This is a genomic window from Nostoc sp. CENA543, from assembly GCF_002896875.1.
GTDB lineage: Bacteria > Cyanobacteriota > Cyanobacteriia > Cyanobacteriales > Nostocaceae > Trichormus.
The window spans coordinates 5,015,846-5,035,604 of sequence record NZ_CP023278.1 but is presented as its reverse complement, the minus strand read 5'-3'; the positions used below and the strand labels follow the sequence as shown (position 1 = coordinate 5,035,604).

13 protein-coding genes are annotated in these 19,759 nt (G+C 38.0%); 2 read left to right on the top strand and 11 right to left on the bottom strand.

Annotation, left to right across the window (positions count from 1 at the left end):
• Positions 1-381: 381 nt before the first annotated feature.
• Complete coding sequence (locus CLI64_RS21010; protein ID WP_225977405.1) at positions 382-771, top strand: hypothetical protein; 390 nt, start codon at positions 382-384, stop codon at positions 769-771.
• Between the two features lies 1 nt (position 772).
• Here CLI64_RS21010 and CLI64_RS21005 read toward each other — a convergent pair whose 3' ends face one another.
• From CLI64_RS21005 to CLI64_RS20960, 10 genes are all read right to left on the bottom strand, one after another.
• Positions 773-1,981, bottom strand: a complete 1,209-nt coding sequence (locus CLI64_RS21005) for a NupC/NupG family nucleoside CNT transporter (RefSeq protein ID WP_103139031.1) — start codon at positions 1,979-1,981, stop codon at positions 773-775.
• A gap of 122 nt (positions 1,982-2,103) precedes the next feature.
• Entirely contained in the window at positions 2,104-2,769 is a 666-nt protein-coding gene (locus CLI64_RS21000) for a hypothetical protein (protein WP_103139030.1), read from the bottom strand.
• Complete coding sequence (locus tag CLI64_RS20995) at positions 2,762-5,095, bottom strand: CHASE2 domain-containing protein (RefSeq protein ID WP_308418365.1); 2,334 nt, start codon at positions 5,093-5,095, stop codon at positions 2,762-2,764. The genes CLI64_RS21000 and CLI64_RS20995 overlap by 8 nt, the downstream gene beginning before the upstream one ends.
• A 168-nt stretch (positions 5,096-5,263) precedes the next feature.
• Positions 5,264-6,613 carry a DUF1822 family protein gene (locus CLI64_RS20990; protein WP_103139028.1) on the bottom strand — a complete coding sequence of 450 codons (1,350 nt, stop codon included), beginning with the start codon at positions 6,611-6,613 and terminating at the stop codon, positions 5,264-5,266.
• Positions 6,610-7,998, bottom strand: a complete 1,389-nt coding sequence (locus CLI64_RS20985; protein WP_103139027.1) for a hypothetical protein — start codon at positions 7,996-7,998, stop codon at positions 6,610-6,612. Before CLI64_RS20985 ends, CLI64_RS20990 begins: the two co-directional genes overlap by 4 nt.
• A 189-nt stretch (positions 7,999-8,187) precedes the next feature.
• A complete protein-coding gene (locus tag CLI64_RS20980; RefSeq protein ID WP_103139026.1) occupies positions 8,188-8,916 on the bottom strand; it encodes a peptidylprolyl isomerase in 729 nt (242 codons plus the stop codon).
• Positions 8,917-9,729: 813 nt separating this feature from the next.
• The gene (locus CLI64_RS20975) at positions 9,730-10,173 is read right to left on the bottom strand and encodes a HetP family heterocyst commitment protein (RefSeq protein ID WP_103139025.1); all 444 of its coding nucleotides are present in this window, start codon (positions 10,171-10,173) and stop codon (positions 9,730-9,732) included.
• A gap of 102 nt (positions 10,174-10,275) precedes the next feature.
• Positions 10,276-10,605 carry a hypothetical protein gene (locus CLI64_RS20970; RefSeq protein WP_103139024.1) on the bottom strand — a complete coding sequence of 110 codons (330 nt, stop codon included), beginning with the start codon at positions 10,603-10,605 and terminating at the stop codon, positions 10,276-10,278.
• Positions 10,606-11,636: 1,031 nt separating this feature from the next.
• A complete protein-coding gene (locus CLI64_RS20965; RefSeq protein ID WP_103139023.1) occupies positions 11,637-14,792 on the bottom strand; it encodes an ABC transporter transmembrane domain-containing protein in 3,156 nt (1,051 codons plus the stop codon).
• 1,402 nt (positions 14,793-16,194) lie between these two features.
• The gene (locus tag CLI64_RS20960; protein ID WP_103139022.1) at positions 16,195-16,992 is read right to left on the bottom strand and encodes an SDR family oxidoreductase; all 798 of its coding nucleotides are present in this window, start codon (positions 16,990-16,992) and stop codon (positions 16,195-16,197) included.
• Between the two features lie 716 nt (positions 16,993-17,708).
• Here CLI64_RS20960 and CLI64_RS20955 point away from each other — a divergent pair.
• The gene (locus tag CLI64_RS20955) at positions 17,709-17,936 is read left to right on the top strand and encodes a photosystem II protein, Psb35-related (protein WP_192881573.1); all 228 of its coding nucleotides are present in this window, start codon (positions 17,709-17,711) and stop codon (positions 17,934-17,936) included.
• Positions 17,937-18,070: 134 nt separating this feature from the next.
• Here CLI64_RS20955 and CLI64_RS20950 read toward each other — a convergent pair whose 3' ends face one another.
• Entirely contained in the window at positions 18,071-19,660 is a 1,590-nt protein-coding gene (locus CLI64_RS20950) for a glycoside hydrolase family 57 protein (protein ID WP_103139020.1), read from the bottom strand.
• Between the last annotated feature and the right edge of the window lie 99 nt (positions 19,661-19,759).

The window sequence follows — 19,759 nt, the reverse complement described above, 5'->3', positions numbered from 1 at the left end:
TTACGAAGTGCGGTAAAATCTAGATATATGTTGTGAGATTGTTTTAACAAGTGTTTAAAAACAGTCAGACTATTTTCACACATCCTCTAAGAAGAAATCGTATTTTTACCGCAGATAAGCAAATTATATTATACAAAGCGGGTTAACGGTAAACAGGACGATTCATACAGGCAATCAATAAAATTATTGGAATAATATAGTAATCAAGTTGGTGTTTTGAGCTTTCCAGAAAACTGCGATCGCACTTTGTTTCAATAGTTAAAATAGCCTATAGTAAGTCAATGGGTACAACAAATGCGAAAGAAATTCTTCAAGTTCCGATTTTTTTTCTTATTTGTCCTGAGCTTAGTCGCTATTTTGTGTATATTCTATTTTTTAGATATGCGATTTCCCTTAAGAGATTGTACTGCTAAATGGGGATTTATTAACACAGTCAGCAATAAATACTACACTGAGGCAGAAGAAATCACAATTCGTCCTTGGCGTGGTCAGCACAATGTTTATGCTGTATTTATGGTTCCTAAAACTTATCAATATGAGTATCTCTTTAGACTAAATTTACCTAGCAATCAGACTTATTGTGGAGTCATTCACCGCACTCATCAATCTGTTGTAGACGGTGTGGTTGCTAAACCTGGATACTATTTACTTAAAGGTTATCTCAATACTCGGATTGCTTTAAATTTGATTATTCAAGGTAAGCTAAATCAGTTAAAGCAATCCCACAATTGGGAATTGGGCTATGTCAAAAAAACTCGCAAGTCCTCATAAATTAGACTAAAATACCAGCGATGCAAGCAGTAATAAAACCTGCCAATAATCCCCCAATCATGGTTCTCACACCTAGACGTGCTAAATCATGTTGGCGTTGTGGAGCCATCCCAGTCATTCCCCCAATAGTAATACCAATAGAACCAATATTAGCGAAGTTACATAAGGCATAAGTGGCAATAATTACTGCCCGTGGAGATATTTTTTGACTTTTAATTAATTCTCCTAAATCTCCATAAGCTAAAAATTCATTGAGGATGGTTTTCTTTCCTAATAATGCACCAACTTGTCCACAATCAGACCAAGGTACACCCATTAAAAAGGCTACAGGAGACATCAACAAAGATAAAATCCACTCTAAAGATAGTTGTGGTAAACCAATATGTTCTCCTAACCATTTCAGTATGGCATTACCAAAAGCTAACAATCCTAAAAAAGCAATAATCATTACGCCCACATTGACTGCTAACTTAACACCATCAATTGCGCCACTAGTAGCAGCATCTATGACGTTGACATAAGTATTTTCTACTTCCATTTTTACTTTTCCAGCAGTTACAGATACTTCCGTTTCTGGGTACATCAATTTTGAGACGACTAAAGAAGTAGGCGCAGTCATAAAAAACGCTGCAATTAAATGTTCTGGTGGAATTCCAAAGGAAAGATAAGCCCCTAAAACCCCGCCGGCGATAGTTGCAAAGCCGCCAGTCATGACTGCATGAAGCTCTGATTGTGTCATGTTTGCTACATAAGGCTTCACCATTAATGCGGCTTCTGTCGGCCCCAAAAAAATATTACCTGCACAAGATAATGACTCAGAACCCGATGTTTTCATTGTCTTCATCATTACCCACGCTAACCCCTGCACTACTCGTTGCAAAATTCCGTAGTAGTACATCACACTAATAAAGGCAGAGAAAAAAATAATTGTAGGGAGTACCTGAAAAGCAAATAAATGATCTTTAAAATTCTCTCCAAATACGAATTTTGCACCCACGTCAGAAAAGGCTAAAAAACTGCTGATGATGTCTCCCAAGGATTGAAAGATTTTTAGCCCCCAAGGTGTTTTCAGAATCACCAAAGCAAAGACAAACTCCAATCCTAAACCCCAAGCGATGGTTCGCCAACGCACAGCCTCACGATTTACCGAGATAGCGTAAGCTATACCGATAAATACTAGGATTCCCAAAGCAGAAATTGCGCGTTCCATGTGTCGTTCCTCGTATCGCTAGGATATTTGGACACAAAGCATACACGAAAATCTGCATTTTGAGGACTATTTTTCAGGGTTTGTGTGTTGGGAATGGGGAATGGGGAATATATAGAGACGTATTATTGGTCTGTACAGAGGTTTTGAGTGATTTGTTGACGCAGATTATTTAATTCGGCAGAAGGTGGATTGACAGAATATATTTGTTGCAATACGTCTGACCATAATTGATATTCAGCGAAATAATTAGCTTTAGCAAGGGCGATCGCTTCTTGATTTGCGCCTTGTTTTTGCAGCTGTGCTTCTATAGTCTGCAATTGGGTTGTGATGCGATCGCGCTGTTGCATATCAATGATTTGAAATGTAATAAATCTGTTGGAATTGACTTCCCATTTATAGCTTTGACCCGGTTTTAAAGGTTCACCATTATATCTAATATGTTGAGTATCTTTGACTGGTTCAGACCACAAAACCTGATTATTATTTAGCGATTTAACAGTAACTTTGCTAACATTACCTTGCCAGATAAATAACGGGCGATCACTCCAAATTTTTCTCCTTGTATTGGGAGCATCAGGAGAAATCATACAGATGATTTCTGTGGGGCGTGAACCACCTTTGCGCGGGTTAACGGGTGGTTTTTTAGTAAATAATAATCGAGAAATATTAAACCAAGATGTATTAGATGGATTTTTCTTTTCTGCTATACTTAATTGCTGGGTTAATCCTATAAAACTAACTAAGATGAAAGCTAAAATAGCCAGATTTGAAACTACAGGTTTAACCATAATTTTTTCTACTAAAGAAAATATTTAGTATATAAAACCACAATGTAGCCAATGGTAAAAACCAAGGAAACAGCACAGCAGATGATGTCACATATAATTGCAAACTAAGTATACCGTAGAATCCTGTAGTTATTGTAATCATAGCTAATAATTTTCTCAAGTTATGTTTTTGATGACTTTGCCATAAATACAAGCTCTTACCCAAGATCATCGCTATACCAATTAGCCAAATATCGGGAATGGGTATCACTAATCTTTGAGTTAATAAGTGATGTACCATATAAGCATGATATTCTCCTCCTGTTAACACTCGATTGTGATTTAGAGTATTTTGTTGTTGTCGCCAATATTTAACAGCTAAAGGTAAATTTGTGCCATGCAAATTATCTTCGCCGTTGAAATTAATTCCAGCATCTTCATACCCACCAGGTACAATTATGACAATTTGCTGTGATAAATTCGAGACTATACCTGGATTTTCGAGTAATTGCCAAGCGGAGATTGTTTGATATATTTGCTGAGGTGGAAGCGAGAAATCAACAATTGGGTGCATCCACATTTGTTCTAGCCAATAACTCAATGCGGTGACTGGTTGTAGATGGGAACTTGGTGATGACAAAATAGTTAAATGACTTTTATTACCTTCTTTTAAAAACATATTAATCTGTTGTAAAAAGTCAATTTGGCTATCTAATTTTGGTTGTGGTGAATTGGGTATTTTTTGTAATTGGTATGACAGTGTTAATAAACTCGAAAAGTACCAAGGTTGTGCTTGTAAATCATCTATAGCAAATAGTTGCATATACCCAGGCAGAAATTCAATCTCCCCTTGTAAACTCCAGTTGAGGCTAGCAATATTAGGTAGTGTCTGTAGCCATTCGCCTTTTGTGTTGGAAGTAGCTGCAAAGACAAACCATGTAGGTTGGGGTTGAGAAACCGCAGTTTGAATGGAGTTAGCGAGGAAGCGATCGCTTTGTTCTTGGTGTCGATCTAAGAGATAATCAATACCAACTACCTTTGCTTGATTAGCCACTAATTTGTCAACGAGACTGGCTAGATATTTGCGATCTAATGGTTTTGGGTTAGAGATTTTGGCTTTGCGGATAGACTCTTCATCAATCTGTACTAAAAGCACTGGTGGCTGATTATTGGTGGTTTCTACCTGATTAGTTAATTGGCGATAAATAGCTTGTACTAATAAACGTCTTTGTAATAAAAAATTTTGTACTGGTAATAGTAGACTAATAAATAAGATAATTGCTAGGGCGATCGCTTCTTGGCGACTTGGTTGCAAACTTTGAATTAATTGCCGAATTCCAGAGGGTTGTAGGCGAAATAAATCACTTTCAGGATAACGGAATAAAGAAGGAATTAAATAAGCACTGGGATAAGTGAGATGTTTTTCTATTTGCAAATATTGAGCCGCAGTGATTAATGCTTCCTGCACATCTTGATAGTTAGCTAAAGCCTGTATAAATTGTGTTAAAAAATCTTTAGCTACATCATTATGGATGGGTTCACGCATTACTGCTACTTGACTTAAACCTAAATCAATTAATTTATTGGCAATGCTTAACCCCTGACAAGAATTGAAAATGGCAAACTGTAATCCTTTAGATTTAGCGGTAATTAATGATTGTTCTATTTCACTAATTGATAAAGCAACGTGGGGAGCGATCGCAATTTCTCCACCAGTTAAACTACTTTCATTACTGTGTCCCAGAAATAAGAGAATGTCCCAACCTGAATCTGCTGCGATCTCCTGCACAATTTGAGTTTTTAATTCATTAATATTAACTGCTGGTTGCCAACCAATAAAAGTTGTTTCTACTAAAGAACCTAAAGCGGCTATAGCTTTTTTTTCAGCTTGAAAATTTAAACCTGTTTCATCCCCTAAAATCACCAAAATCTTAGCCTTACCATTGCGTCGCCTATGATTAACTGCTTCCTTGCGATTTAAAGCTGTGCGAACAATTCTCATCTTCCTTGTAGACGATTTCCCAAACTCTGCGCCAAATTCCCAGACTTCCCAAGGTAAACGTGCTAAATCTAAAGGATGACAAGTCAGAAAAACATCAATATTAGTAGTAGCCTGGGCGATAGTTGCCCGAATTTCATACAATTCTGCGCTGCGTAACCAGTGATGAAATGCTGCTAAAAGTTGCGCTTCTGCTTGAATTAATTGTGAATTCCAGTCAACAGGAGGTGCAACTAAACTACCAACATCTTCTACTCTACCTCGCATTCCATTATTATAAAATCGCAGATAAATACGCTGCCATTCTTGATATTTTAACTTCAGTTCATTAGGATAGGCAAGTGTCACTACAATTTGTTGACATTGCCCCCAGGATAATTCAAAAGCACATGATTGATCAAATTGTTGAATTTTTAAATAAAACGTCATTGCCATCATCATGATCTGCCAATATCAGAATATGAATCAATTCAAAATTTAAGTAATATTTTGTTACCAAAACTGTAACCAGCACACCTAAATGACTTTCTGGGGACAGAATGTAAATGGAGGTAAATTCACCTCTACCCCATCTATTAAACTCACAGTTACTAAAAACTTTTCATCCCAATTACCAACTACACGGGTAAATAAATAAGCTTCTCCCTGCTGTGGATTTATTCCCTTTTCTACTAACACCCCTGTTTGGTCACTTACTCTTAACTTTAAGTGTACAGGTAAAGTTTGATGAGAAGCTGTACCCAAGACTAACAACAATGTCCATAAATGCGGGTCTGATTCTGATAACAAATGCCAAGCTACAGCATATAAACGCAGAGGAATTCCTGTTAAGAGAAAATCTTGATATGCACCCCGCGCTTGCATGGGAATTTCAATATTTCGCTGTTGGAGTTGAGTGACAATTGCTGTAAATTCTTCTGTCGGACTCCTCATAGCGGCGGCGGGGGTGACAACCGGTAATAATTGCCAAGCAAATTCTTGTGCTAATTCATCTAATTCATCCCACAGCCAACGACCTACATTTAAGGCAGGTTGGGTTAATAATTTGAGTAAGTCTTTTAAACTGTTTTGTGATGAATCATGATGTGGTTTTTGGGGTAAATTATACACCCAAGTGAGTAGTTCTGGATGAGCTATGACAGCCATCCCTTGTTCCCAAGTTAATATTTGCCACAGTTCAATTTCTGGTGACTGTAATTGAGGTAATAGATTCAATAATTCATTTTGAATTTTGGCTAACACCTGAGTATTTTTATTGTTTGGCTGGGGTAAGGTAATTGCTGCTGGTTCTAAACAATGTAAGTATAGTAATAAACGGTCTGGTTCAGATACAAACCAATTGATAGGAATATGATAATTCCAGTCGGATGTCGGTTTTAATGTTGTTTTTAAACAATTATCTCTTAATTCTGAATATGTTAAATAACTAGAGATAGTGACAGCATCTTGTTCTTCTAAGACTTCCAGTAAAACATAAAAATGAGCAATATACTCTGGTAGATCTACAACTGCTCTCGGTAAAATAACTTGATTATCAGTGAGACTAGTAGTTGTGAGTAAACACAGTTTAAATTCACCTATTTGTAAATTGGCAACAGCCGCGATCGCAGTTGCTAATCCTGGATGCAAAAGGGTGCAATTTTCAATGTTAATCTTCAGGGAATCTGAGCGTTCATCTAGCCATGACTCAAAGGCAATTAACGCTAAAGCCTGAAGATATACTTGCCATTGTTGCGACGAATGATTAATTTGATTACTGATTTCTACAGCCTGAGTAATTTGTGCAGTATTCAGATTTATGGCGGCTGTTGGTAAAGTCTCAAATTCTAGCCGCTTCGGAGAATTATTATTAGTTAAGTTATTCATTTCACCTCATTGATGATATCTAGATAGCGGCAGAGTTTATCATTAAATAAACTGGTTTTAATATAAGGTCTTGCAGTTTGTGCTTGGATTTCTGCTTCTCTAATCACAAGTTCAACTTGTTCATTCAAAGCTATTTTAATTTGCTGTTCTAAAGTTGTCATGCTTTCTATTTGGGAATATTTTTTCGCTAGTTCCAGCACGCGATCGCATAACATCATTAAAAGCTGCTGACTAACATCATTACGAAATTCTTTGAGTTTTAAAAGGCGTGTGACAGCATCTTGGGCGCGTAATCCTACCCTAGCAGCAATCTCTGTCATGGATAAATTTTGACAGTGAAATAACTGGAGTGCTGTTAAAAACTGTTTATCTTTCTCACTTTTTTTTCTTTGTAATTTATCGACTCGTGATTGTGTCACCACAGCTAACGCCTGTTCTAAACAACTTAAAAACTGTGGTCGATATAACTGTAAAAAATCTAATTGTTCATCTTCATTATCTAACAATTTTGGAGTATCAATATAGTTATTTAGCAGGAGAGTATCTAAAGATTCCGTCGGTAAATACCCACCACGAATATAAATCCGATATTGTCGCAATCTGTCAGCGAGTTGTTGCAATTTGGTCAACACAATTTCACTTTTGCAAGTTTGACCAGTTTTACTTGCTACGAGAGTGGCAATTTGTTGGAGTTGTTGTGTTGTTGGTACACTACATTTACCGCCTTTTCCCTGCGCCCGTTGTTGTAAACGTGCAGTACGGTAAACAGCGTGATAGCTGTCTAAAAGTTGTTGTGCTTGTTGAATTTCATCAGGTGTTAACGAGTAAAACTCTGTAAAAATACGTTCTATTTGATGAGGACGAGTATCATTCAAAATTGCCCAATCACTCACCAAATATACCCCGCACTCTAGCAAAAATTGATTCAGTCCAGCGTCATGTTTTACTCTTGTAGTTGTCCAGGTTGTTAGGCTGCTTTGTTGGGGGTCAAAAGTTTGCAAAATCTTACGTGCAGAACATTGATAGTCATCACTAGGTTGAATAGAACCATCATCATCTAAGACATAGGGTAATAAATCAACACTACTAAACCCATGATTAGTTCCAAACTTTTCTGCTATCTGCAAGCAAGCCTGTTCGATTTGCCAAGAAATAAAGCACAACAGACAACGCTGTGCTAATAAGCATCTATCAATGGGTGCATCCTGCGCCACTTGTAGCAATTCCCGTTGAATTTCTGCATCGGGAAGGTCATTATGTGCATTATGTGCGATCGCCGGAAACAAGTCAGCAAAAAACACCTTAGCTGGCGTAATTTCTTGAACCTGTCGCCGTCCCACTCCATCAATTTTCACCAGTTGCCAATATCGCGATGTCACACCCATAAGTATGTCAACTTAACCATCAATAGCAGTATCGCCTGACATCTGTTCTTAATTCTAGGCTGGTTGACCTTATGTAGTTTTTGGGGATTGGGGCTGGGAGAAAGGAGGCAGGGGGGCAGGGGGGAAATTCTTCTCCCCCCTGCACCCTGCTCCAATTCCTCTTCTATGCCCTATGCCCTATGCCCATTGTCATTGATTCTGTTTTTGACTTTCTACTAATAACCATTTATGAAATAGATGATGAAGAATTTCTTGATACTTTTGGGGTGTTAACTCAGCCGGGATAAATTCTTCTACCATGAGTAGGTGATAACCTTGTTCAGTTTTTACAGGGCCGATTAACTGTTGGGGTTGAGATGTGAATACAACTTTAGCAATATCTTTTAGCAGGTTAAAGCGATAAACTTGACCCTCGTAACCGCACTTTCTCCTGCGCGAGATATCTATATTATAAAGATGAGCAGCTTCATAAAAGCTAATTTCACTATCTTCGATTTGATAATAAATTTCTTGGGCAAGTTTTTCAGAATCGACAATGATTTGATAGTAAATAACTTGCTCAAAGTCTAGTTTGTTTTTATAGAAAAAATCTTCTACTTCGGCAGCAAATAATACATTAGCTAATTTTTCCGATAACAGGCGATCGCGAATTCCCAGTTCCCAGTCATCTGTCGTCACGACTTCTTCCTGCAACCATGCTAATGTATCGGCGGCTTTCTCTAAATGCTTCTCCCGTCGCTGGCGGTTGGCTTCAGCTTCGATTTCTTCGTCTGTGACGATAATCCCACGTTCTTGGGCAACTTGCCAAATCACTTTATTGAACAGAATTTTTTGATAAACTTCCTTAAAAGTCATCTCTCTTTTGAGTAAGTTCACCACTTCCTCTGGTGTAATCACTATGGGATTTGGTTCGTTCATCTCTTCAGAATTGTTGAAAATTCAATCATATACTCATTTTCAAAAATTCTGCACTTTGGCAAATAAAAAAGCAGGAAGTTTATAAAATAGTCAACTTCCTGCTTGAGTTCAATTTGTTGTATAAGTTAGAAATTTATCAAGTATTAGTAATCCTATCTGGGAGGACGAGGATTACAGTTTTTGACAGAAATAAGAACTACAGGTTCTACAATTGATGACAAAATTTCAACGATTACTGAGTCTATTCTCATTTTGACTATTGTGGCTATCAATAGAGTATAAATACTCGAATTAAACTAGCCCTAGTCAGGAAAATTATCTACTTTTCCTCCACCATTTGGAAACTCGACAAAGAGCATTGATTGTGTAAATTTAAGGAAGCCAGCACTCCCAGTTTTACCTGCTCAAATTTCCTGAGAATTGTACTACTAATCGTAATAGTTAATTTGTCACTTTAGTTTTATCAACTGATGACTTCAGCACAAGTTATCAGTTAGGTATATCTCATAGTCGGTGAATCACTGATTTTACTCTGAAAATTGAGTCAGCCAGCTAATTACCCAAGTTTTGAGTCGTTAACTTTAATATATAAGATTCCATTACTGAATATTTGCCATTTTGGCAGAGTTTAGCGGTAAATTCAGCAATTCCTGACAATCAGACCCTCAGTAAGATGGGTTGTTAAAAAAATTCCACACCTTGAAGGTGTGGGAGTAAGTAGCACAAGGTAAATTTAAAGGTTTGTAGTAATAACTTTAGTTCTCCGAAAAGGACTAAAGTCCTTACTACGAACTGAATCTGATACATAATTGTCTAATTATTTATCAGATTCAGTTCACCAGCATTTAGGGATTCTGAATCAAATTGTATGGATTGAGTCTCGTAAATTTTCTGAGCAAACCACGCATCTATACTACCGCCACGAATCTCTGTTTTTTGCTTACCCACTACTTCAAAGTATGCCAAGTCTTTAATCTTACTTAAACAACTAGAGGAAGTATGCGTCTCAGATGATTTACCCATTGTGGCATTACTTGGATGTGATTGTTGCACTCTCCCAGATTCCGAGTTTTCTTTGAGTAGTCGATTATAGGTGCGGTAGGGAATGTAATGTAAAGGGTTATATCCTGCAATCCGCAGCATTAAAACACAAGCCCAAGAATATTTCCCAGCCAAAATTGCTTCAACTACTTTGTCAAATTGCTGAGGATTAACTGCTTTGTTGGGGTTGTTGATGCTTGTAATCTGTTGATTCATAGTGGTTGTTGTCTGGAGAAATACTACTTTGGCTGTGTGATGATTGATACGGCAGTTAAAGCTTGCCGATCGCAATTCAATTAACGTAATGAAAAAGCTGTACTAGCAGATATTGCAGGAATAAATAGCTAGATTAGAGAATGCACACAAAACTTGCTGTGTCTTCGATATGAAGCAAAACTTGTCTTGTTTCATACCTTGAAAAATAAAAGTAAATTTTTTAAGGATATTTAGATAAGTAAGTGCAGATAACATCTGCCAAAAATATACTTGCTGTTTTGTATTAAATAACTGAATGTAAGATGTGGCATTTTCTACAGTTTGGGATATTTCTACCAAAGGTGCTGTTAATTTGACAACGCGATCGCTACTGCTAATTGTTACCCTTTTAATGACTACTTTTAAGTCCTGGCAAACATTATCTGGCTTCATCTTTTAACTGCTCCTTGTCATTGATTTTGACTAGCAGACAAAAGTCTCAATTCTGATTTTGGTAGATACAGTTTTTCGTACTTAACTGTCACTTTTCCCAATTATCTTAACCCTGATATTTTCACTGTATGATATTTTCCTCTGTATAAGAATAAAATACTTATCATCTTCAGTGTTTTTGAGTATGTTACTGAAAACTTATTTATCCATACTCAATATATCAAGTGTGATATTCGTATTTATACTATTTTTTTTCATGAATGTCACCTACGGATCTGGGATTTTAACCATTAAATTTACGGAATATTTTCAATGTGGATTTTTTTGCTGTACTGTTTTTCATATTGAATACTTTTGACTAGGTAATGAGGGGTTTAACCCCTCGCCCGTCGTGCATTTGAGACTTTAAACCCACTAAGAAAATTTACCACTAAATAGGGTTATAAGCAACAATTAAAATTCAGAATTAATACTGTATAAAAGCTCATTGAATAACTTTTTGGGTGAGGGGTCAAACCCTTTTTCACTGATTGAATGTAATCGTAATTGCTTTTGAGGCAGTAAGCAGCCGATAAGAAGAGGAAGAATAACGTTAATTTAATTTTCTTGTGATGTCACTTATTGATTTGCCAGATACCGTCTTTGCTAAATAAATGAGTAGCATGGAGATACGTAACTATTCGGTAGCAGACAACTGATGCAGAATGTAGATATAGACCACTTTTTAATGATTATTAATTATCTATTTACACAAAAATAAAATAAAAATAAAATTTGCCTTTAAAAACGAACAAATATGTATTCAGTATCAGTATTATTCAATTTATCCAAAAAACTTTTAGGGAAAATGTTGAGTCATTAGTCATTAGTCATTAGTTATTGATAGTTCTTCTACCTTATCTACCTTGTCTCCCAGTCCCCAATACTTCGACAAGCTCAGTACAAGTCCCCAGTCCCCAGTCCCCAATCACTCTTCAATTTTGAATTTTGAATTTTGAATTTTGAATTGATAAGTCCCCAATCCCCAACCCCTACCTCGCTGCTAACTGATGATAAATACCTGCAATGTTCATCAGTTGTTCGTGTGTGCCTTGCTCAATAATCATGCCTCTGTCTAGGACTAAGATATAGTCGGCATGGCGCACACTGGCAGCGCGATGAGAGATGATAAATGTAGTGCGGTTTTGAGTGATGAGGGCTAAATTATCGTGCCAGTCGGCTTCGGTTTCGATATCGGAGTTAAAAGTTACTTCATCCAAAATCAAAATTTTGGGGTTTCTAATTAAGGTGCGGGCGATCGCAATTTTTTGTTTTTGTCCTACGGAAAGCCCTAAACCCCTTTCACTAACTTTTGTATCGTAACCAAAAGGTAATGCTTGAATAAACTCATGGGCGTTAGCCAACTTGGCAGCCGCAATGGCTTGTTCTCGGCTAAACTCTGGATCATGTAAGGTAATGTTTTCTAAAATTGTCCCAGAAAACAGAAACACATCTTGTAATACTAGTCCCAATTGACTCCGCAGGGATTGGGTAGACATGATGGCTGTATCATGATCATCAATGAAGATTTTGCCCGATGTGGGTGTGTATAAGCCTGCAAGTACATGACCTAAAGTAGTTTTACCAGCACCACTATGGCCGATAATGCCAATAATCTGTTCTGGTTTGGCAATAAAGGAAATATTTTGCAGAATTTCGCGTTCTGGTTGGTCATGATAGTGAAAAGAGACATTTTCTAACCTTACCTCCCCATCAATAGGAGGCATTACCAACAGTGTGGTTTGCTGATTTTCTTCTGCACCGGCTGCAAACACATCATTGAGTCTTTCGACTGCAATTAGCACTTGTTGAAATTCATCCCATAATCCCACCAAGGCTAAAACTGGGTTAGTAATACTACTAATTAGTAGATTAAAGGCGACAAATTGACCAAGGGAGATTTGTTTTCCCATGACTAGTGTCACCCCAAACCATAAAATCAGGGTGCTACTGATATGGTTAATTAAGCTGCGGGTTAGCTGTAACCGATTAGCTAATTTTTGTCCCTGCAACCGCGCTTTTAACATTTTCAAGAAGCGTTCTTCCCAATACTTTTGCAGTCCCCGTTCGGCTGTGGCGGTTTTGACGGTGGTAATCCCACTAATCATATCGACAATTGCTGTTTGTTGTCCGGTGGATTCTTGCCAAACTTCTCTGGATGCTTGCTTAATATAAGGACTGACACCTAACGCAAAAAATGCGATCGCTAAAATCCAACTTAATACCAACAAAGTTAATTGCCAGTTGTAGGAAATCATCAACCCCAGATAAATGATGACCATCAAAGCATCGATAGTTGCACCAATTGCCCGACGAGTAATAAATTGTTGAATTCTTTGATTTTCTTGGACGCGACTGACAATATCTTCTACGGAACGAGTAGCAAAAAACTGCAAGGGTAATTGCAAGGTGTAGTGAATAAAACTGCCAATGAGATTGAGGTCAAGACGACTGGCTAAATAATCAAGTAAGTATTGATGTTGCACCGTTAAGATGTTTCGCCAAATCCCTAAACATAGGTAAGCAATGGCGAAGACATTTAATGTATCTAAATTCTTACTGGGGATGAATTGGTCAATAACAATTTGTGTACAAAGAGGTGCAGCTAGTCCGAATATCTGAATTAAGAGGGAAGCGAGAATAACTTGCTTGAGTAACTTTCGGTAATGCCACAATATTTGCCCATAGCGACCTAATGAGACTTTCTCACTTTTGAGGGCATAAAAAACATCAGTAGGATTTAATAACAGAGCATAACCCGTCCAATTTGCCGTAAATTTGGCACGTTTTAGCCATCGTTTACCCAAAGCAGGGTCAGAAATTAAGATGCGATCGCCTTTAATTTGCCACACTACTATATAGTGAATGCCTTGCCAGTGGGCAATCCACGGGTTAGTTTGCCATTCTAATTTATTTAAACTAGCGCGGACTGGTAGGACATCGTAACCCAAAGTTTGGGCGGTGTTGGCTAAACTTTCTAAAGTTGCACCTAATCTATCCACTTGGGCTAACTGACGTAGGGTAGGGAAACTTAAGCGTTTACCCCAATACTGACTAATCATCGCCAAACAAGCCACCCCACAATCAGATAAACTCTGTTGCTGAATGAAGGGATAAGTAAACCAAAACCTGCGTTTTACCTCTTGTTGGGGAAAGTCAATTCCCTCTTCCCCATTCCCTGTTCCCTGTTCCTCGTTAACAACTTCACTATCTGCTTTGGGATGATGTGTATGATTTTCCGGCACTGACACATTCGTAATTGGCGGTAGGAGAATTTTAGTTTTACTCTCCGTCGTTTTCGCCACTGGTTTGGCTGCTACGGCTGGATGATGATTAATCCAGAAATTAGGTGCTAAAGCCTTGGCTGTATCCCAATTTTCTATAGATAGGTAGTAAACTAACAAATCTGTTTGCGCCTTCCCGTCTGGTGGTGTCAGTTCTGGATATCCCCAACTATCACCCATCGCCGGGGTTAAACTCCCTACAGATATAGACTCGACTTGACCACGCGCTAGCCAAAATCGTCCAGCTTCTGGGGGTGTAGCGGTTGATAAAGGTGTATCGGCGGGGATTTGTTTAGTGGTTAATAAAGGTGATAATTCTCGCAGTGTGGTGCTTTTGAGTGAGTGTAAATCAGTGTAGCTTTTGAAGAAAATTAGCGTTTGGCGTTCATTAGCTAACTGCTGTAAATAATCTTCTAGTTGGGGTATACGTTCTAACCATTGTTCTAGTTCGGTGACAGAGATTTGCACCAGACTACCAGGACTTGCTGCGATCGCTCGATATGGTAAACAATGATGCCAAAATAAATAATCTCCCCCAAAAACTTGTCCATCTAACAATAATTGAGTCGAAACTTCCCGCCCTAACTTGTGATTCAAACTCAACAACCGGACTCGGCCTTGACAAACCAAAGAAACAATATTATTACTATCTACAACTTCCCCACCTAAACTATAGGTAGCCAACTCATCACCTAGCTGGAACTCCCGCACCATCCAAGCTTGGCTAAACTCCGTTACTAGACTCGTATCCCCTGCAACTAACCTCAGCAATTTGAGGATAGGCGCGACTGGAGTGGAAGATGGCTGATTGCTAGCATATTGATTCAGCCCTCCCGAAACTCTTAACGGCGAAGAGGGGTTCATGGTTTAACTTCAGATTGGTGTGTAAACTCTTGGTTGGATTTAGCTCAAAGTTGCCAATGTCAAAAATTCGTGTTGATTTGAATCATGAAAATTAGTTCATTTCAACAGTTCATTATTCATACAATCCTGCGATTTTTTCACAAGAATTGCTTTGTGATTACTCTTGATAAGACTTATGTAACCAACATTTGGCAAAATGATTTTTTCACCACAAGCCAATCATAAATAAATCAGCAATTTGACATAAAAGCCGACTTATTTTTGAATTGATCTGAGTGGCATTCAGGGTGACTTGCCAATTTTATCAAATTTTCACGAATTCTTTAACCAGTGTTCATAAACTTAGCTTTGGGTATCTGGTGGCTGTTCATTAGGAAGTTAAGCGCAAAATCAAAACTGAGTAATTTGCCAGAAGCCTATATCTATTTTGTTAATCGGTATCGGAATTATTACCACAGTGTTTCTACTAAAAACTTGTTAAAAGTAATTTTTCCACTCCTTAAATGTTCACTAAAAACTAAATTTTGCGGTTTTTAGTAATATCCTAATTGGGTCGATTAACAGGGCTATCCACACACAAAATAACTTTTATTTGTGAGAATTGAGAGTTTTCTTAACCTAGTTACCTTTTCCCGTTATTGATTACATAACCGGAAAATCAAACCAAAAATTGTGAATGCTTTTTATTTTTTCTAGATAGAATTCTACCCAAGAGAGAGATACTAAAGCATTTAAAACAGCTATTATGTATCCTAAGCTACAGATTTTCGCAGATATGGCTAACTAATTGCAGTAAAGTTGCCAAGATAGCTGTCACCCCTCATGAAGTTGTTTGACTTCTGTAATTCAGTCAGCAAAACCATCAAGGAAAGTCTGAATTTTTCACAATAGCAAATTTAGCCTTTTCCAACGGTGATTTCGACAGCAGAGAGCAAGATAAACTTAATTAAAAATTTATATTTTACGTCTAATGTGAATTAAAATCGGGTAATTCCGTAAACATTTGTAGGGGCGGGTTCACCAAAATCATCGTTAATTGTTCATGATATTTGATTAACCCGCCCCTACCGAGTCTCATTAGCTCCCAGCATCGGCTATTTTTTGGATATCTAAGGTTTTTCTAATTCACATCAGGCGTATTTTGCCTAGTTGAGACTTCCTAGACTAGAGGCATGGGGATTCTACAGTCATCGACTTAGGATCATGTCCGGTGTAGTTTTTGTAGACTTCTACTGGTGATTTTAATTCCCTTTTTCCCTAAAATGAACTAGCACCGACGGGTAAAGAGAAGCAACTGGCGTGGAGAAAACCACCTCTGGCTTAGATACCGCAAGCAGGACTTTTTCATTCGCTTGTATTGGGTGGGGTTTAAATCCCCGCCCAAAACCTGTCCTGTTCCCCGTTAAGTAACTTCCTGCATATTTTTCACAATCTTTGTGACCAAATTTCTGGGGATAAATCTCACCATTTCTGCCAGCATTTTATTTTTCAACCCAGGGATAGACACAGTTTTACCTTTCATTAAGGCACGATAACCGATTTTTGCAACTGTTTCTGCATCCATCATATTATTACTTTCTATTTGCCTAGCACCTGCAAGTCCTGTGCGTTTATGAAAAGCTGATTCTGTTGGGCCAGGACAAAGGGCGGTTACAGTTACACCTGTATTTTCTAATTCACTTGCTAGTGCTTGGGAAAAAGATAAAATATAAGCTTTGGTGGCAAAATAAACCGCCATTAATGGGCCTGGCTGGAAAGCAGCAGCAGAAGCAAGATTTAATATCTTACCATCACCTTTTCTGATCATATCTTTAAGGAATAACTTAGTTAGATGAGTCAGAGTTACTAAATTTACTTGCAGCATTTCTAGTTCAGTATTCAAGTTGGTTTCACTAAATAAACCATGAATACCAAATCCAGCATTATTTACTAAAACATCAATCTGAATAGACTCGTGTTGTAACTCTGAAAAAATATCTTCCGGTGCAGTCTTGATAGATAAATCCTTAACTATTGGTTTTACCCAAATGTCAAATTGATGTCTAATTTTCTCAGTAACATCCGCTAGCTGTTGCGGCATGATATCTACTAATACAAGATTATAGTTATTCTGGGCAAAAATATATGCCAATTCATAACCAATCCCGTTAGCAGCTCCTGTAATCAGAACTGTTTGTTTGTATTGATGTGATTTTTTCATGAGAAAAAATGTGTAAATTATACGTAATTGACTTGGTCTGTCTAAAATTTATGCAAAACAGTCTTGGAACAAAACACAGATAATTAGCATCCTAAGCATATTGGTAAATGTAAGTTAAAAATTTTATTTTTTAACTCATCAAAACCAGTAATTAATCTCCTCTTTTCTAAATATATTTCCATGACTATAAAGCTGTTGTATATCGCAAGACAAACTGCGAAACTCACAAAGTTATCGTTTGCCAACAGTAAATTAAATTAATACCCAGGTAGTATTCTGGAAATCTCTAGGATGATTTTCCGCTTTCTAGATGTCATCCAGATAGAAAATGCGCTAAAATAGCCTGTTTTTCAAATATTAGATGTTAGTTGAAAGCTGCGATCGCTACAACTTCTCAAAACCTCTGATATCAAAATCCAGTTTAATTATGAACATATCTTAAACCGCACATTTATATAAGTAAAAATCATAAACATGTAATTAAAATTACATACTTATAGCGGTTGTTAACCTAGTAAAGCACACAGTTCATGATGGCTACTTAACAGCCGATAAATATCATTTAAATAAACTTGCTTAAAAGCAATTTGACTTGCTTTTACAAATCTAGATAACTCCTTGCACCAAGAGGGATTGCTGCATATATTGCAAATTTTGTCGCAATAGTGTTATATTTATTTACATAAAGTTACAAAAATATAAAAAAGAGGTTAATTATGACAATCCTAGTTGCAGTAATACTTTTAGGTTGGGTAGCAGCTTCCGTACTAGGCACTTTAGCCTACTTCTTGGGAGAACAGAAAAAACCCATCCACGAAAGAAACTGGCGTTCTGAATCTTTTGAAAAATTAGCGAAATCGATTACAGGTGCAGACATAGACTATAGCGATCGCACCCCCGCCTATGCTATGGATGCTTACACTAGCCGCAATTTACCTCAATAGTTCTAGTGGACAGCAATAATAAAACCCCCAGCGTTAATTACTGGGGGTTTTGTTTTTTAGGGGTGTAAGGGTATGAGGGTGTAGGGGAGAAAAAATCACTCAGCACTCACCACTCAGCACTCACTACTCAGCACTTACAAAGGACGATAAACCCGATAATTGATATTAGGGAAAATATTGTCCATTAATTCGACTTTTTCTAACCAACCACTATCGATTTTGCCGAGTTTCACATCTTCATAGAGTTTATTAAAGCGCATCAAGTGCGATCGCGTCCGTCTCACCGCATAGGGAACCATTGTTCCTGTCCGCATAATAAACGCCCAGTCTGAAGATTGCGCCAATAGTAATTCCCTTGCGGCTTGATTTAAAGCCTTCCAGCCTAATTCATCCTCTGGTTCTAATTGGGAGATTTCAATCATCCGTTCCGCAGCTTTATGCAGATGGGGGTAAATCCAAGCATTGGTATCATTCAACCAATACTCATGAAAACCTTTGTAACCCCAACTGGACTGGGAAGGACGACACACTTGTTGAGTCGGTTCAGCCCGTAAATAATCAGCCAAGTGGGTCATTTGATAAGTCCCTTGGTCATACCAAGACTTGCGGAACAGGTAATCAATAAACCAAGGGCCTTCATACCACCAATGACCGAATAATTCCGCGTCGTAAGGCGAAACAATAATCGGTGGACGCTGCATAATGCCATAGAGATGTTCTGCTTGTCTTTCGCGGTTATACATAAAGTTAGCCGCGTGTTCTGCCGCCTTTTCTCTTGCCCAATAAGGATCATAAAGTGCCTTATCAGATAAACCTAAACCGCGTCCGGTGATTTTGTGATACTTAATCCCCGTATTTTTACGCTGACCGTTGGGCATAATGTAGGGCTTGATGTACTCATACTCAGCTTCCCAGCCTAAATCTTTGTAAAATTCCCGATATTCCGCCGCACCAGGATAACCCACCTCAGAAGACCATACCTGCTGAGAAGATTCATGATCTCGACCAAAAGCCGCCACACCAGTTTCTGTAAAAATTGGTGCGTAAGTACCAAAGCGGGGACGGGGACGCGCATACAAAATACCATGTCCATCGGTGAGGAAGTAACGCAACCCAGCATCAGCTAGCATCCGTTCTAAACCTTCATAGTAAGCGCATTCCGGCAACCAAATTCCTTTCGGTGGACGACCAAAAGTTTCTTCGTAGTGTTCACAAGCTACCTGAATTTGCGCCCACACCGCTTGCGGATACATTTTCATCAACGGTAAATAGCCGTGAGTTGCACCACAGGTAATAATTTCGAGATTATTACTTTCTTGGAACTGTTTAAAAGCCGTCACCAAATCGCCATTGTAGCGTTCCCACATCTGGCGCGCTTCGTTAAACTCGGTGGCGTAGTGTTCCGCCAAATAACGCATATGCCCATTGTGGATATTGCGTTCAGCTTCCAGTTCTATAAGTTCTTCTAATTGTGCTAAATGTGCATCGTAGCGTTCTTGTAATAATGGATCACGCAGCATTGACACCAATGGAGGTGTCATACTCATCGTGATTTTAAAGTCGATACCGTCTCGCTTTAAGCCTTCAAATACTTTTAATAAGGGGATGTAAGTTTCTGTAATAGCTTCATAAAGCCATTCTTCTTCCAACACATAATCACTTTCTGGGTGACGCACGAAGGGTAGATGTGCATGAAGTACAAGCGCGACGTAGCCAATAGCCATAATTTTCTGGGGTGATTCTTATAAATTGAAGGTCTAGGGAGTAGGCAGAAATTAACAATATTTTAAGACCTTCTGGGGATCGTAGCAGATGAGTAATTT